15 protein-coding genes are annotated in these 16,092 nt (G+C 49.6%); 11 read left to right on the forward strand and 4 right to left on the reverse strand.

Annotation, left to right across the window (positions count from 1 at the left end; all coding sequences use genetic code 11):
• Window positions 1-182: 182 nt before the first annotated feature.
• The 9 genes from AC0VZ8_RS03915 (at window position 183) to AC0VZ8_RS03955 (ending at window position 9,529) form a co-directional block, all read left to right on the forward strand.
• A complete protein-coding gene (locus AC0VZ8_RS03915; protein ID WP_475486092.1) occupies window positions 183-782 on the forward strand; it encodes a TetR/AcrR family transcriptional regulator in 600 nt (199 codons plus the stop codon).
• Between the two features lie 22 nt (window positions 783-804).
• Window positions 805-1,584, forward strand: a complete 780-nt coding sequence (locus tag AC0VZ8_RS03920) for an alpha/beta fold hydrolase (RefSeq protein WP_475486093.1) — start codon at window positions 805-807, stop codon at window positions 1,582-1,584.
• 503 nt (window positions 1,585-2,087) lie between these two features.
• Window positions 2,088-2,591, forward strand: a complete 504-nt coding sequence (locus AC0VZ8_RS03925; RefSeq protein ID WP_475487635.1) for a GNAT family N-acetyltransferase — start codon at window positions 2,088-2,090, stop codon at window positions 2,589-2,591.
• A 109-nt stretch (window positions 2,592-2,700) separates the two neighbouring features.
• Entirely contained in the window at window positions 2,701-3,894 is a 1,194-nt protein-coding gene (locus AC0VZ8_RS03930; RefSeq protein WP_475486094.1) for an acyl-CoA dehydrogenase family protein, read from the forward strand.
• Window positions 3,895-4,183: 289 nt separating this feature from the next.
• Window positions 4,184-4,852, forward strand: coding sequence for a hypothetical protein (locus tag AC0VZ8_RS03935; RefSeq protein WP_475486095.1), 669 nt, complete (start codon window positions 4,184-4,186; stop codon window positions 4,850-4,852).
• Window positions 4,853-5,014: 162 nt separating this feature from the next.
• The gene (locus AC0VZ8_RS03940) at window positions 5,015-5,794 is read left to right on the forward strand and encodes a hypothetical protein (RefSeq protein WP_475486096.1); all 780 of its coding nucleotides are present in this window, start codon (window positions 5,015-5,017) and stop codon (window positions 5,792-5,794) included.
• Between the two features lie 156 nt (window positions 5,795-5,950).
• The gene (locus AC0VZ8_RS03945; protein ID WP_071221938.1) at window positions 5,951-6,721 is read left to right on the forward strand and encodes a MerR family transcriptional regulator; all 771 of its coding nucleotides are present in this window, start codon (window positions 5,951-5,953) and stop codon (window positions 6,719-6,721) included.
• 284 nt (window positions 6,722-7,005) lie between these two features.
• The gene (locus AC0VZ8_RS03950) at window positions 7,006-8,430 is read left to right on the forward strand and encodes an alanine/glycine:cation symporter family protein (protein WP_260068416.1); all 1,425 of its coding nucleotides are present in this window, start codon (window positions 7,006-7,008) and stop codon (window positions 8,428-8,430) included.
• Between the two features lie 142 nt (window positions 8,431-8,572).
• A complete protein-coding gene (locus AC0VZ8_RS03955; protein ID WP_260068487.1) occupies window positions 8,573-9,529 on the forward strand; it encodes an anti-sigma factor C-terminal domain-containing protein in 957 nt (318 codons plus the stop codon).
• A 163-nt stretch (window positions 9,530-9,692) separates the two neighbouring features.
• Here AC0VZ8_RS03955 and AC0VZ8_RS03960 read toward each other — a convergent pair whose 3' ends face one another.
• The 3 genes from AC0VZ8_RS03960 to AC0VZ8_RS03970 all read right to left on the reverse strand — a co-directional run bounded on the left by AC0VZ8_RS03960 (window position 9,693) and on the right by AC0VZ8_RS03970 (window position 12,295).
• The gene (locus AC0VZ8_RS03960; RefSeq protein WP_260068415.1) at window positions 9,693-10,208 is read right to left on the reverse strand and encodes a DinB family protein; all 516 of its coding nucleotides are present in this window, start codon (window positions 10,206-10,208) and stop codon (window positions 9,693-9,695) included.
• 73 nt (window positions 10,209-10,281) lie between these two features.
• Entirely contained in the window at window positions 10,282-10,887 is a 606-nt protein-coding gene (locus AC0VZ8_RS03965; RefSeq protein ID WP_475486097.1) for a class I SAM-dependent methyltransferase, read from the reverse strand.
• Window positions 10,880-12,295, reverse strand: a complete 1,416-nt coding sequence (locus tag AC0VZ8_RS03970; RefSeq protein ID WP_071221934.1) for an NAD-dependent malic enzyme — start codon at window positions 12,293-12,295, stop codon at window positions 10,880-10,882. The genes AC0VZ8_RS03965 and AC0VZ8_RS03970 overlap by 8 nt, the downstream gene beginning before the upstream one ends.
• A gap of 205 nt (window positions 12,296-12,500) precedes the next feature.
• Between AC0VZ8_RS03970 and AC0VZ8_RS03975 the strand changes: the two genes are divergently transcribed.
• Window positions 12,501-12,800 (forward strand): hypothetical protein, encoded by a 300-nt coding sequence (locus AC0VZ8_RS03975; protein WP_071221933.1) that lies wholly within the window; start codon window positions 12,501-12,503, stop codon window positions 12,798-12,800.
• 380 nt (window positions 12,801-13,180) lie between these two features.
• On the forward strand, window positions 13,181-14,215 hold the full coding sequence (locus tag AC0VZ8_RS03980; RefSeq protein ID WP_071221932.1) for a lytic polysaccharide monooxygenase: 1,035 nt from the start codon (window positions 13,181-13,183) through the stop codon (window positions 14,213-14,215).
• Between the two features lie 883 nt (window positions 14,216-15,098).
• On the opposite strand, the gene AC0VZ8_RS03985 is transcribed toward AC0VZ8_RS03980, so the two are convergent.
• Window positions 15,099-15,860: a DeoR/GlpR family DNA-binding transcription regulator gene (locus tag AC0VZ8_RS03985; protein WP_071221931.1), complete on the reverse strand. Its 762-nt coding sequence runs from the start codon at window positions 15,858-15,860 to the stop codon at window positions 15,099-15,101.
• Window positions 15,861-16,092: the final 232 nt, after the last annotated feature.

The following is a 16,092-nucleotide window of genomic DNA, read 5'->3' on the forward strand; positions in this document are numbered from 1 at the left end:
AAAAAAGACAGCTTGATTTACTCACCAGAGTGGTCAGCGGAGGGGGACTGAGTTTTTTTGGCTGCAGGCCGTATGTTGATGTGCGAGTTCATCTCCAGGCATTTCACGGTTTACACTCGAGAAAGTTTATGAAACAATAGTTAGTAAATGACCATTCACTAACTATGGAGAGGAGATTACGCATGGTAAGACCTCGTGAATTTCAAGATGAGGCTATCTTCTACGGTGTCTACCGGGCACTGTCCAAAAAAGGATACGGACAAGCAGCATTAACCGACATCACACATGAAGTGAATATTTCACCGGCAGCCTTAATGAAGCGATTCGGTTCGAAGAAGAATTTGTTTCTGGCCTATAGCGATTATGTTATTGAACTAACCAGACATGCCTTCCAGGAGGCTGACCTATCCGATCAATCGAGACTTGATGCACTAAAGGCCGTATTTAAGCATGCGGTTTCCCATATGAAAGATCCTGTTGAATTGGCGAACCATACTTCCTTCTATTTAGAAGGGACGAACGACCCCGATTTGTTGGAGAAAACCCGGTATCGACTGCAGCTGATTGATGCGTTTACCCGGCAGATGCTGAGCCAGGCGATCACGAACAAAGAAATCGCAGAATGCGACGTGGCTATGGTTAGCCGGGTACTGCAAGCTGCCATCATCGGGGCTATGATGATCTGGATTAAAGAGTCAAACCGAACGTTGGAGGAACTGTTTGATGAGTGCTTTCAGGTGATATTTGCTCCGTTACGGAATGTCGGTACGCAATCTTTTTAAATATAGCAAGGAGGATGGTTATATGCCGATTTTCAAAGGAAGGGAAGTCGATCTGTACTATGAAGTAAAGGGAGAAGGAAAGCCGCTTGTTTTTACGCATGGTGCCTCATGGAATCATGAACAATGGCGGCCGCAAGTCGATTATTTCTCACGTCAGTATCAGACCTTGGTATGGGATATCCGGGGACATGGTTCCTCTTCCTTGCCGGACGGAAAGGTGGATTCGGAGGATTTCAGCAGGGATTTGGCGGATCTGCTAAGCGGACTGGACATTGAAAAAGCGATTCTTTGCGGGCTGTCCCTGGGCGGGCATATTTCGCTGCAGACGGCCGTTCGCTATCCTGAGAAGGTTGCAGCCCTGGTACTGATCGGCACGCCGTTCACGAATGCGTTCAATTGGTATGAGCGAATGTTCGTGCCGCTGAATCGCTGGTCAAGTTACTTGATGCCGATGTCCTTATCGGGAAAATGGCAAGCGAAAATGCTATCCAAGTACAACAAGAGGAATCAAGATTATATAGAGAAAGCCTTTCGTTCCATCCCGCATTCCAACTGGGTTCGGATATGGGATGCGGTGACCCGGATGGACAGCACGCAGGATCTGCATAAGATCGATTGTCCAACCTTGCTTCTACAGGGAGAGAGCGACACAATGATCCGAAGGCAGCAGGCGTACATGCAGGAGAGATTGGCGGATTCGCGATTAAGAATCATCCGGAACGCTCACCATGCAACGAATATGGATAATCCCGATGAATTGAATGAAGCCATCACTTCATTTCTGAAGGAGAACGCGATGTAGACTTATGACCAGTTTTACAGCTTGACGCGCTCATCTGATAATAGGTACAATATGTAAAACCTACTTTAAGGAGAGATTTGTTGTTCTTAACTTTGTTTGAACCTATAGGTTCTGAAGAGCGCCTGACATAGCCGCCATTGGCTAGGTTTAGTTCATGGTGCATTCTTCGGCCGGATATGGAGGAGTTAAGAACTGCGGAGATCAAGGAAGCCTTGGGTAGACTATCCTATTTGCGTCTTGAATCCGCGTTGCTTTTGCAGCGCGGATTTTTTTATTGGATTATTGAATTTGTAAGTTTTCAGCGAAGCTGAACCATTCGATAATCGCAAGAAAAACCTCATCTAAACGCGGTCTGTCATCTGTGAAGTGCGTCGATTGATGTTTTTCTTATGGATGCAATTAGCATATAGACTTCATGCAAAAGGCGGAGAAAGACTCAAGTTCATTTTCCGTCTTTTTATGTTTTCTAATAAAAATAAATCTGAAGAAGGACAGGTGAACACATCATGGAACTGGAAACAAAACGGTTGCTGCTTAGAACATTGGATTTGGATTTGATTGACGCGGCATCGCGCCGGGATCCGAAGGCATTCGAGGATTTAGGATACCACAGTAACGGCGAATGGCCGGGCACCGACTTTTATGAGGCATTGCCTTTTTTCCGGGAGTTGTTGGTCAAGAATAAGGGTACGCGGGGTTTTGATTCATGGATTATGGTAGACAAGGCCACGCGCGATATTGTCGGCGGCATCGGATTCTTGGGAGATCCTGATCCGGAGGGCAGAATCGAAATCGGCTTTGCGACCAATCCAAGCCATCAGCGGCAAGGTTACTGTCATGAAGCGGCGCAGAAACTATTGGATTGGGTTTCGGGGCAGCCGGACGTCAAATCCATCATCGCTAGATGCGAACCCGGAAATGCGGCTTCCCAGCATATTTTGCTTAAACTGGGATTTCAGAAGAGTCATGAGGATTCGAAATTCATACACTGGATATATCCGAATTAAAGGGGGAGCGGCGATCGGTGATCTCCTTCATTGACACCCCCAAATAGGGTTGCTACAATTTTAAGTATATATCCATCGGAATACAAGGGTTAGCAAGGAGGGGACGAACTTGAATCGATCCGGTTCCACAGATCCATTCATACGTAATGAACGCGAAGCCATGATCGCAGCTCGGTCCGAGAAGCTTGGGACGAAATTCGCGGAAAGAGCTCCACGGCACGATTTGGAGGGTTCGTTTCCGTTCGAAAATTTTGATGATCTGAAGGAGTCGGGTTATCTGAAGCTGACCGTCCCGGCATCCTATGGAGGCGAAGAAGCCTCTGTATACGAAATGGTGCTTGCCCAGGAACGACTCGCCAGAGGCGACGGCTCTACGGCGCTGGCGGTCGGTTGGCATATCGGGCAAATACTCCAGCTGCGCCTATCCGGGGCTTGGCCGGAGCCTTTATTCAAGAGGCTGTGCAAGGACGTTGTAGCTGAAGGCGTGCTCATTAATGAACTGGCGAGCGAGCCTGCGACAGGAAGTCCAAGCCGGGGTGGAAGGCCGGAGACCACGGCACGACGAGTGTCGGGCGGCTGGCGCATTACCGGACGCAAAACCTTCAGCACGTTAAGCCCGATCTTGAAGCAGTTTGTGGTTACGGCCGGTATCGAGCTTAGCGAGAAGGTCGGTGCATTCCTCGTTCGAAGTGGACCCGGGGTCAAGGTCGAGGAAACCTGGAATACGATGGGCATGCGCGCTACGGGAAGCCATGACATGATTCTGGAGGACGTCTTCGTGCCGGATGCGGAAGTGATTCGGGGACTCGATTATGAGAAACCTGAGTTTCCCGTGCCAACCGAAGGCATTCTGCTTCACATACCGGCATGTTATATGGGGATTGCTTATGCCGCGCGTAATTTTGCCATCGATTTTGCCCGTCATCATAAACCGAACTCCTTGACGATCCCCATTGCCGAATTGCCGAATATCCAAAGACATATCGCCGAAATCGAAGTGGACCTGCTTACAGCCCGTAGTTATTTATATCAAACCGCCGACCGCTGGGACAAGGAAGTGGAGAACCGCGGTGCGCTTAAGCCTGAGCTGGGTCTTGCCAAATATGTTGTGACCAATGCAGCGCTCCGGATTGTCGATCATGCGATGCGGATCGTTGGAGGATTGAGTCTCTCCCGGCAGCTTCCGTTGGAACGAATGTACAGGGATGTCCGGGCGGGTCTTCATAATCCGCCCATGGACGATGTCGTGCTGACGAATCTGGCCAACCGGGCTATTTCGGAAGCAGAGGAGAAGGGGAAGTAAGACGCTTGATCGGTAGATGAAAGTATGGACTGACTGCATATGCAATCGCGAAGGATCTACGGATAGAAACCGCTGGAGAGTGATGTCTCCTGCGGTTTTTTTGCACTGGATAGAGGCTCTCTCTTTGTGACTCCATTAAAAATGTCCACATCGGTAGTCCCTCCTGCTTCATATACATACAGTTGGGTTAGGATGGCGGGTTAACGGGTATAAAACCTATCATTACGTGCTGCAACAGGGATCAATCAAGATCCGGTCGTCAGGAGTTAAGATGAAGGGAGATATGACCATGGATTCTTTACTGTATTTGGGCTTGGCCGTTGTATATGCTGCGCTGCTTCTGTATGGGTGTGTGCTGTTGAAGCGTGATTCTTCGCCGGGTCTTCAGTGTTTGCTGCTGGTCGTGACGGCCGGACTGGTCTGGGATAACGGCGTGATCGGCATCGGGAAGTACATCGGGGAGGGAGATCTGCTGGAGGGGCTGAACGTTACGCGTTTCTGGGTGCATGCGTTGGCAACGCCGCTGCTTGTGCTCGTGTCGTTCGATCTGATCCGCAAGGCAGGAAGCCCTTGGGCCAGCAAGCTGGCCGCCGCATGGGGAGCCTGGCTTCTCACTGCAGCTCTAATCGCGCTTGAGGTGATGACGGAGACGCTGCCGCTTAAGCTCCAGCCTTCCATGGAATACGGAGCGCTTCGTTATGTTCCGACCGAATCCGGGGGGCCGCCGCTCATGGTCATTCTGATCCTGATCCCTCTGCTGATGGCAGGCGTTATCGTATGGCGAAGGAGAAAGACGCCGCTGTTGTTTATCGGTACGGTGCTGATGGCTGCCGGGAGCGCCATTCCGATTCCGATCGAAAGTTCGGCTGCGACGAACGTATTCGAGCTGCTTCTCCTCTTATCCTTGTGGCTGACGGTTCGCAAGCTGGCCTCCTACCCAACGTTGTCTTTTCGATAGTTGCTTTTTATGATGTGCTGAAGCCCATTGGCATACCGCCACATTCAGCAAACCTTCAGCTGAGCCTAAGCCTGGCATAACGTTCTCCTAAGTTTACTTTCAGATTCCCTCTCTATACTTCAAATTGTAAGACAAACCATGAACCTAAAAGGAGAGATGACCATGAATCCGATAAGTAAAAAAGTATTAGTGAGCAGTATGGCAGCAGCGATTGTGCTGGGGGGAGCCGGGTATCTTCAGAGCAAGGCTTTTGCCGCGACGAGCACAGACGCTTCCGCCTCGGTATCACAGGATAGTCAGACGGGGACAGATCAATCGGCTGCAGATGCAGTAAAGAACCGAGATGGAAAGTGGATGGAACGTAAGGGTGGCGGTCCTCGCGGCGGCAACATCGTCAAGGAGACGGCCGAGGTCCTTGGGCTCACGGAGTCCGAGATTCGGACGGCGCTTGAAGCGGGCAGCACATTTGTCGAAATTGCTGAAGGCAAAGGAATGACCCAATCCGTGTTTGTGCAGAAGCTGATCGAGCTGGAAACCGCCAAGATCGATGAGCGCCTGAGTGAAGGCAGCATTACGGAAACCGAAGCAGCCGCGTGGAAAGAAGGGCTGAGCGACCACCTTACTCAAATCGTGGAGAGCAGCGAAGCCGGTTTTGGAAAAGGTCATGGCAAAGGCGGCCGAGGCTTCGGCAAATTCGGTAATCCGGAGGAACTTGCAGCTCTGCTTGGATTGTCTGAGGACGAATTGAAGGCAGAAATGAAGGAAGGACAGTCGCTAGCTGAGATCGCGGCCGCGAAGGGAATTACGGAGGATCAATTGATTCAGAAGCTGAAGGATCAAATGACCGAGCCGTTGAAGCAGTGGGTGAACGAGAAGCATACGAACGCTGATGAAGCAGCAGATCCTGCGGCAGACACGGAAGCGGACGCAGACGCGGAGTAACATACTGAAGTAGATCGTTGGGGAGACTGGATGATATTCTGTTAAGAATACATTCAGTTTCTTTTTTATTTAAGAAGTTTATAATTTTTTTTCACAGTGTGTTGACCTTAACGTTACGTAAAGGTGTACATTGATGTTGTCAGGAGGTGAGAAACCATGGAATACACGGTGCAGAAGCTTGGAAGGCTGGCAGGAATAAGTACCCGGACGCTCCGTTATTACGATGAAATTGGTATTCTGAAGCCGGCCAGAATCAACTCGTCGGGATATCGGATCTATGGGCAGGAGGAGGTCAATCAATTGCAGCAGATTTTGTTTTACCGGGAGCTCGGACTTCAATTGGACGATATCAAAGAGATTATGACCTCACCATCCTTCAACCGGACCAAGGCGCTCCAAGAACACCATGCCCAGCTCCTAGACAAAAGAAGGCAATTGGATTTGCTGATTACCAATGTGGAGAACACGATCGCCTCCGCCGAAGGGAGAATAACCATGAGTGACCAAGAGAAATTTGAAGGATTCAAGCAGAAGCTGATTGATGATAATGAGAAGAAATACGGTAAGGAAATTCGCGAGAAGTATGGCGATGAGATTGTAAATAAATCCAATGCCCAGCTGAAAAATATGACGCAAGAACAGCATGAGGAAGTAACGCGTCTGGCTGATGAGCTGTACGAGACGCTGGCCGAAGCGTTTAAGCAAGGCGATCCTGCCAGTGAGCTGGCCCAGAAGGCGGCTGATCTTCACAAGCGCTGGCTCACTTATTATTGGAACGATTACAGCAAAGAGGCTCACGCAGGCCTCGCCCAGATGTATGTTGACGATGAGCGCTTTACCGCTCATTACGATGAGAAGCAGCCTGGAACGGCGGTATTCCTCCGCGATGCGATTCTGGTCTATACGGGCATGAACTCTTCATCATAAACAGGCTGGTAGGGTAGGCAGCCTGACATGATGACAGGACCCTTTCCCTGCGCTTTAACACGCAGAGGAGAGGGTCTTTTTTAATTATGAATGTCCGAAAATCCCGCCTTGAGATCAACAAAGGATCGCCGCGAATAAGAAATGAGGTAACCGCCCAGGTTAGTTGAAGCATTTTCCACAATTAACCTCTTGTATTGGAAGGGGAAGTAATGGTTAGATGAAACGTGGACTATTGTACACAAAACCTACACCATGGGTGATGACTTATATAGCGAGGGTAGAATATGGATCAAATTGTACAGCATGTAGTGAATATCTTTAATGATTTTTTATGGTCTAAGCTGCTCATCGTATTGCTGATTGCCGTTGGCCTGTATTTCACGGTGGGGACCAAGTTTCTGCAGTTTCGCCTGATCGGCGAGATGTTCCGGGTCATCCGCGAACCCAAGAGTAAAGCGAAGGGAAGCATTTCGCCCTTTCAGGCATTTGCCATCAGCATGGCGGCCCGCGTCGGAACCGGGAACATTACAGGCGTTGCCCTGGCTATCTCGCTTGGGGGGCCGGGGGCCGTATTTTGGATGTGGATTATTGCGCTTATCGGTTCGGCGTCCAGTTTTATCGAGAGTACGCTGGCCCAGATCTATAAAGTAAAAGATGGGGCGGGTGGTTATCGCGGCGGTCCCGCTTATTACATGCAGCAAGGATTAAAGAAGCGGTGGATGGGCGTGTTGTTTGCGATCCTGATCACTTTGTCCTTCGGTCTTGTCTTTAATGCGGTCCAATCCAATACGATTACGATTGCCTTTGAGAATTCATTCGGAACCGACCGATTAACCATCGGCATTATTATGGCGGTTATCTTCGCGGTTATCATCTTTGGCGGCGTGAAGCGGATTGCCAAAATGTCGGAGCTGATCGTTGTGGTATTGGCTGTCCTGTATGTCGGTGCCGCGTTGTTTATCGTATTGGCGAACATCACCAAGCTGCCGGAAGTTTTTGTGCTTATCGTCAAAAGCGCGTTCGGTTATGAGCAGGTTGTTGGCGGGTCGATCGGTGCCGCTCTCATGAACGGGATCAAAAGAGGGCTGTTCTCCAACGAAGCCGGCATGGGGAGCGCGCCTAACGCTGCGGCTACCGCAACGACAAGCCATCCAGCCAAGCAAGGACTGGTGCAGGCGCTGGGCGTATTGATCGATACGCTAGTCATATGTACAAGCACCGCTTTCATCATTCTGTTTACCGGTGCCTATCAGCAGACCGGACTTGATGGAATCGCCCTGACGCAGGCCGCGCTGGGAATGGAGATGGGGGCATGGGCGTCCGACTTCCTGGCGGTGATGGTCTTCCTGTTTGCGTTCAGCACGCTGATCGGCAATTATTATTACGGGGAAACCAATATCGAGTTTTTGAAGTCGAATCGGGCATGGATATGGGTTTATCGGGCTTCTGTGCTGGCCATGGTTATCTTCGGTTCTGTTACCAGCGTGAAGCTGGTGTGGGATTTGGCTGACCTGTTCATGGGATTGATGGTGATTGTGAATCTTGTGGCTATCACGCTGCTATCCCGTACGGCCTTTGCCGCGCTTCAAGATTACATGAAGCAGAAGCGGGCAGGCCTGAATCCTGTCTTCACCAAGGATAGCATCAAAGGGCTTGATGATGTGGAGTGCTGGGACGGACAGAACGCCCCATTCACTGAAGGGAAATAATATACAATATTCGTCATATGGAATCGTTACGGTAGCTGCTTGTTTTTAGCTGCTGTAGCGATTTTTCTTATTTTACCGTAACATTAGCGCGATTAAACCGTTGTCTACATGAGAAGGTAGAGAGGAGATGGATACGGAAGTGATGAATCGGATAACCTGGCAGATAAGGGTGAAGCAGCTTATAAATGCTTTGTTAGCTGCGTTTCTTATTTATGGCGTGTATTATGCAGCCGTCTACATCTACCATGAAGAATCCGGCCTGAACGATAAATTCTTAAGGTCTGTCATGACAACGGTTGAATTGCATGAGAGTGGACTTATGGTAGATAAGCGCGGCTTGTATTCGGTAGAAGTGACGCCCTTCCTCACCCAGAAGAAAACGCTGAAAGTGTACAGGGATGTGGGGGAATGGCAGGTAATCGTTGGAGAGCTTCACGCGAAGAAGAGGTTATGGGGAGAATTGACCTATTCCATTGAAGAACTGGGGCCGTATCTGAACGGGGATGAAAGAAATCCCTTTTACCTGCACTCTGCCCTGCTGGAGGGTGGGAAGATTACAGACTCCCTTCATCAGAATGGTGCAATGAATCAGTTAGAAAAGCTTGAGGACGGCAACGTGGCGGAAATATTTTTCTCGCTTCGAACGTTGAAGTCGCCGGAGCAGGTCTTAAAGCTCTTGTCGGACTACGATGTTAGAGTAGCTAATATGGCTGTATATGCAGGTGAACTCAAGGCATTTAAGCCGGGTAATTACAGCTCTAGCAGTGCTGGTCACACAATCCCCCATTTTACATTGAGGCCCAAGGTTCAGTTTAGCGATAACCACTTTCTTTCTGCCTGGCATACTTACTTCTCATTGGATGCCGGGATCACGGATCATGTGCAGCAACTGATCGCCGACGTTGAATGGATGACGGACAATATCAAATATAACGGTGTTGATGAAGATAAACAGCGGCTGGCTTACCTAAAGAAAAATGGGGTTCAAGTTTACGGCGCGACCGTTACGGGACCTGTGCGTGAGCTGGAGAAGCTGAAGGAGGAGTCGGAATTCTGGGGATTCCGTTTGGGCCGCATCGAGGTATGGAATTGGAGTTAAGGCAGGCAGGCTCTGCTAAACCATTACATAATATAGCAGGAAAAAAGGCCTCAGCTGAGGCCTTTTTTAAATTTGGGGAGGTGAAGACAGACGATGTGAATCGGCAGCATGCCAAGGGGCATCCCTCCAGGCCAAATGCCGTGTAAGGATGCCCCTTCATAAACTACGTTAAATATTTATCCCGTAGAATATTCAGGTGATGAAGCTCATGACCGGCAATGACATAGGCGGCTGCCCGGGCGGAGAGCGGGTAATTGTTGAACGTGCCCTGGCGAAGCAGCGCTTCCTCCGTCAAACTTCCAACCAGCGTAATGGTAGACTGCCGGACGGCAGCATAATCCTTGAGGGCTTCCCGTAACGGAAGATGGCTGAAGGGAGAATTCTGGACAAAAATCTCCCGGTCGTACCCCGAGAATTCACGGGCATCTCCACGCGCGATGTAGAGAATGCGGTAGTTCCATAAGCGCTCTACATCGGCGATATGTCCGACCACCTGTTTTAGACTCCATTTCCCTTCGGCATAGCGAACATTCGCTTGATTTTCCGTCAGATCGCTGAGCGATCGTAACGTTTCATCATGCTGCCGCTGCAAAACTTCGGCAATAGGACCTTCGGGGACAAGAGAGACGTATTTTTCGGCGAGGGGCAAGTATTCATTAGAATCAGGCCTTGTGTTCATAACAAGTTCCTCCAGATCAATTAATAAGAGCTACGTTAAAATTTATGCCGACAGGTCAAAATGAATGAATGGATCAGGTTGCTTGCGCCCAGATCAGATGAACGATGCCGTTCCAATAGCGTTCTGTCTTTACGATGTTCAGTTCCGAGGCTTTCGCAATCTGGATCATGTCCCTGTTATAATGACAGCCGGATATCCGCCGTGCTGCCGGGTTGATCAGATGCTGAATAGAACCAAGGAGCCGGTTCGTGCTCATGCCATGCTCCAGTAAATAAACGCGGCCGCCGGGTTTGGCCCAGCGATTGATTTTATTCAGAGCTTTGACCGGATCCTCATAGCCGCATAGTGACAGGGTAGATACAACACAATCATAGGAACGTTCCGGCAGCTCCAGCGTCTCGATATCCCGTTCCAGGAAATGGGCCCGAATGCCAAGTTCGGAGGCCATCCGCCGTGCACGGCTTAACATCTCGGGACTGAAATCGACAGCCGTTACGTTCACCTTGTCACGATGATAGAAGGGGAAGTTCGCGCCGGCGCCGACAGCTACTTCAAGCACGCTACCCTCTACATCCTGAAGCAGCCGCTGTCTCCATTCACCGAGCCTGCGCTGTCTGGTATTCCTTTCATATATCGCTGCCTGCTTATTGAACTTCCGAATGAGGGATTGCTTATTCACGCGGGATTCTCCGGGCAACGCCGGTTTTGATCGCCGCTTTCACGACAAGCTCGCGAATGGCTTTCACGACGTTCTGGTTAAATACGCTTGGAATAATATACGACGGGTTGCGTTCCTCATCCGATACGGCGGACGCGATGGCTTCGGCTGCAGCCAGCTTCATCTCCTCATTAATCGTGGTTGCTCTGCAATCCAGGGCTGCACGGAAAATACCCGGGAAGCAGAGGACGTTGTTAATTTGGTTCGGATAATCCGAACGTCCGGTTGCAATGACGCCTACAATATCCTCGACTTCTTCCGGTTTAATCTCCGGCGTAGGGTTTGCCATTGCGAACACGATCGGATCCTTAGCCATGGCTTGTACGTCTTCGCGGCGAAGCAGGCCGCCGGCGGATAGGCCGATAAACACGTCGGCACCTTGGATCACTTCGCGCAGGGAACCTTCAACTTTATTCGGATTCGTATGCTCTGCGTACCATTGCCACATACTATTACTGTACTCTTTTCCAGCAACCAGCGCACCCTCGCGGTCTACGCCAATGATGTCCTTGACACCGGCCGACAGGAGGATTTTGCTGCATGCCACGCCCGCAGCGCCGATTCCGCACACAACGATCCTGACTTTATCAATTGATTTTCCGACAATTTTCAGGGCATTGATCAGTGCCGCATACAGAACGACCGCTGTGCCGTGCTGGTCATCGTGGAACACGGGGATATCCAGCTCATCCCGCAGTCGTTGTTCGATCTCGAAGCAGCGCGGGGAGGAGATATCCTCCAGGTTAATGCCGCCAAAAGCCGGTGCCATGGCTTTGATGCAAGAAATGATCTCTTCCGTATCCTGGGTATCCAGGCAGATCGGGAAGGAGTCTACACCTGCAAATTGTTTGAAGAGCATCGATTTTCCTTCCATCACCGGCATGGCCGCATAAGGGCCGATATTGCCCAAACCGAGCACGGCGCTTCCATCCGAGATGACGGCCACCGTATTTCTTTTGATCGTGAGCGTAAAGGCTTTTTTCGGGTCCTCCTGAATGGCTGCACACACCCGGGCAACATCTGGCGTATAGACGCGCGACAGATCATCGCGGTTTTGGATCGGAATTTTGGGCTGGGTTTCGATCTTGCCGCCGAGATGCAGCAGGAAAGTACGATCCGAAACGTTGACGAGCCGGACGCCTTTCAGATTTTTCACGGCATCTGTAATTTTTCCGATATCGACGCTGTCCGTGACCGTAATGGTAATATCGCGTACGGTAATGTGGCCGCTCGCCTGAATGACGTCGATGGCGACCATGTCTCCCCCGGCTTCAAAGATGGCGGATGCTACCTGACCGAATTTGATTTCTTGTGTATTCATTTCTAGTCTGAGGATAATGCTCTTTCCTCCGAGTCCGTTGTTTTCCATTGTTACCTCCAAATGTTTGATCGATTTCGACATTCTCAGTGTATGTAACTATGCAAAATGTTAACGTTATCATAGTTCGCTGAGCAGTGGTCAATTTCCTGTTTCAGTATAAAGAAACCGTGATATATATAAGAAGGATTTTTTGGAAATGCAAAATGTCAGGGAAATATAATCAAAAGCAGTTTATTGTGAAGGAGGGAGCGCCATGAATGCCAGAATCGAGGAACTTGAAAAGCGTTTGACGACCCAGCATCATAGGGATCTGTTCCTTCAGATGAAGCATACGTTGAAAGCCGTTGACGATTTGGCCGAACAGCACCGGATCTACCAGGCCGTTCAGGCACTCAGCGGCACACGCATTGTAGGATCGGAGGAGAACGTGTATTTTGACACGTTGAATCAGGTCAAGGAGCAGATCATTCATACGCTGGAGCTTACGATCGAGGACTTGGAGCATAAAGGGGATAAGCATTATCAGAAGCACTTTAAGGACGGCGTGGAATAGGAGTTGCTGCGCGGTCAAAACGGAAAGAACAGCATGGAATGAAAGCATGGTTCCCAGGGGGAGGCATGCTTTTTTTGTGATTTTTTTCTGCAATTTCCGTGTGTTTTCATAACATTTCAGGTTACATATTTATCCAATTTCATTGAAATGTGTAACAAATCGTTGATTAGTGTTATGGGATAGGGCTTCCAGATGCTTTAAAATAATTATAGTACTGGTAAAGCTTGGACGATGGTTGTGGAAGATTTCCAAGTTTAGTCAAGTTATCAGTCAAATTAAGAGGGTGACTACTGTATCAAAGAAAGGGAGGTGGGCCGAGCAGCCGGAGGTTGTGTAAACGCTTTATTTATTATCTTTTATATTAAAGGAGGATTAATTGTATGACTTTAAGTTTGCCGAACAAAACTTGGCTCAAGAATCTGATCATTGCCGGTTCCACGATGTTGTTGATGACCTTGTTCATGGTATTATTTGCTGATAAAGCTTCTGCCCACGGATATGTCGATTCCCCAGGCAGCCGCGCCATTCTGTGTAAGCAGGGGCAAAATACCGATTGCGGCGCAGTCGTGTATGAGCCTCAAAGCTTGGAAGCTCCTAAAGGCTGGCCGAACGCAGGCCCTGCCGATGGCAAAATCGCCAGTGCAGGCGGCGTGTTCCCTAAACTTGACGAGCAATCCGCAACTCGCTGGAGCAAAGTAAGCATTTCCCCGGGAACCACAACGTTCCAATGGCATTTGACAGCCAACCATGCGACGGCAAGCTGGAAATACTACATTACAAAAGACGGCTGGAATCAAAATGCTCCGCTCAGCAGAGCTTCGTTTGATCTGACGCCTTTCTGCTCCATTAACTACGGCGGTGTAAAACCTCCGACAAACTATGCATCCACTTGTAACGTTCCTGCAAAGTCCGGTTACCATGTCATTCTGGCGGTATGGGAAGTAGCTGACACGGCTAACGCTTTCTATAACGTTATCGATGTGGACTTTGGCGGTGGTGGAACGCCGAACCCAGGCGTACCGGCACCGACAGGACTTACTTCCCCAGCCCAAACCAACAACAGTGTTTCCTTGGCATGGGCAGCTTCCACAGGTGCTTCCAGTTACGAAATCTACCGTGACGGATCCCTTGTAGGTACTTCCACTACAACCTCCTATACCAATACGGGGTTAGCCGAAGGAACGTCCTATACGTATACTGTGGTCGCCGTAAGCAGTACGGGCAGCAAATCATCCGCATCCGCTCCGCTTACCGTATCAACATCCGGAAGCGCAGCGACCTATCCGGCATGGAGCGCAACAGCCGTGTATTTAGGTGGCAGCAAAGTCAGCCACAACGGCGTGAACTATGAAGCAAGATGGTGGACTCAAGGCGAAACTCCTGGATCTGCCGAAGTTTGGAAGGTCATTCCTTAATCGATAGGTGAGAGATCCGGCGTCTTATGACTGCCGGATCTTTTTTTTAAGCAGCCGGGCAGGGAATGAGAGAGTGAGGGGAATTTCCTTTTGTTACTTCCATTAATAAACGTAGAGGAAATAGCTTCCGTCGGCTACGCATTGTCCCTGGTGGCTCCTTGAATTTCCGGTCGAAATGTTGCGGGTTCACTGACTGTCGATGTTCTTCATTCGAGGATTTCAAGGCTTTCGTCAACTTTAACGGACCCCAGTTCCGTTATTTAAGATCATAACCCGATTTTTCACAATATTCCGGACTCCAGATCCGCTATTATGAGAAATACGGGAGCAAATATCGACTAAAACCGCAAATAAGGTCCGCTGGGTCCGCTAAAGTTACTTAAAGGGGTGTTTTCTATGAAATAAGGTATTCTGAGTCCGTTAGGAATTTCTTATACCAAAGAACAAGTACATCGTCCGCACTGCTCCCTGAGCGCACGGTGCGTGGTCCGGGGCATGCTTGGATTGACTGTCGACCGTTGAGTTTTGGACATATTGAATGATATGGCGATCGTATTTTTGGGCGTTCAGTGAATTTTCTGTTTATTGCTTTTGGTCTAAGCGGGGGGATCGCGAAAAAAGAGCGAGTAATGGATGGTAAACATAACAGTGGAATATAAATAAACAAGCTGCTGGCAAGCAGCAGCTTGATCAGGCACCCCTAGGGGTGCCTTTTGTGTTTTCTGCAGGAAGGATATTCAGATATGCCGAGGTACGCCAAGGTATGCATTTATGAAAAGTATGCCAAGGTACGCAAGGTATGCAAGGTATGCAAGGTGTGCAAGGTATGCAAGGTGTGCAAGGTACGCAAAGGTGTATGCAAGGTACGCAAATTGTGCAAGGCTCAAACCCTGTACACGGTAATGCCCCGTTCCTGGAACGGCTTGATATCCGAGTCGGAAGCTTCAGTGCCGGTGACAAGGGTATGTATCGCGCTGTTAGGGGCGACCGTGTGCAGAGACAGCTTGCCGATCTTGCTGTGGTCGGTGACAACGACAATTTCACCGGCGGCCTGAATCATGTTCTGCTTGGCTGGGACGAGCAGCGCTTCCGGGTGCATGAGGCCATGTTGAGGATGCAGGGCAGGGGTACCGATGAATGCTTTCTCGACATGCAGGGATTTCAGAACATGGTCGGTAAACATGCCGTTTAGCATGTAACTCGAGGGGTACAGCTCCCCGCCGGTCAGGATGACTTTGATGCCCGGAGCATCGCGAAGTTCGACGGCGACGTTCATATCGTTCGTAATGACCGTAATGTCCGAGCGGTGCACAAGATGCGTTGCAATATGAAGGGTGGTTGTTCCCGAATCAATGATGATGTTCTCCCCGTCTTCCACGAGTGAAGCCGCGAGCTGACCGATGCGTATTTTCTCGTCCCGATGAAAGTTGGTTCGCTCATTAAAGGACGGCTCGTTATGCGTCCATTGCTCCATGATGACCCCGCCATGCGTTCGCTTTAAAGCGCCTTCCTGTTCGATCTCCGCCAGATCGCGGCGGATGGTTGCCGTGTGAACACCGAATTCAGATGCCAGCGCAGCAACCGTTGCTGTTCGGTATTGCCTTACGTAATCAATAATCCTTTTCTTTCGTTCATGTGCTAGCAATCGATAATTTCTCCCTTCCTAAATAGACCATGGGCTGTGCAGGTACGTTTGTACATACAATGCGCACTTTTGCTCTTTTATGCTTAAGAATTCCATGTCTATCTAGTGTACTCCCATTATGTTAATGCCATGTTAAATCCCTTGATGCGAAGCGAATTTACAAAATCCGTACGAAGGTCTAACACTCTCCTAATATTGCACATCTACAATCGAATTAAATAAAAATGAACAA

This window comes from Paenibacillus sp. QJM3NY_38 (assembly GCF_056173265.1).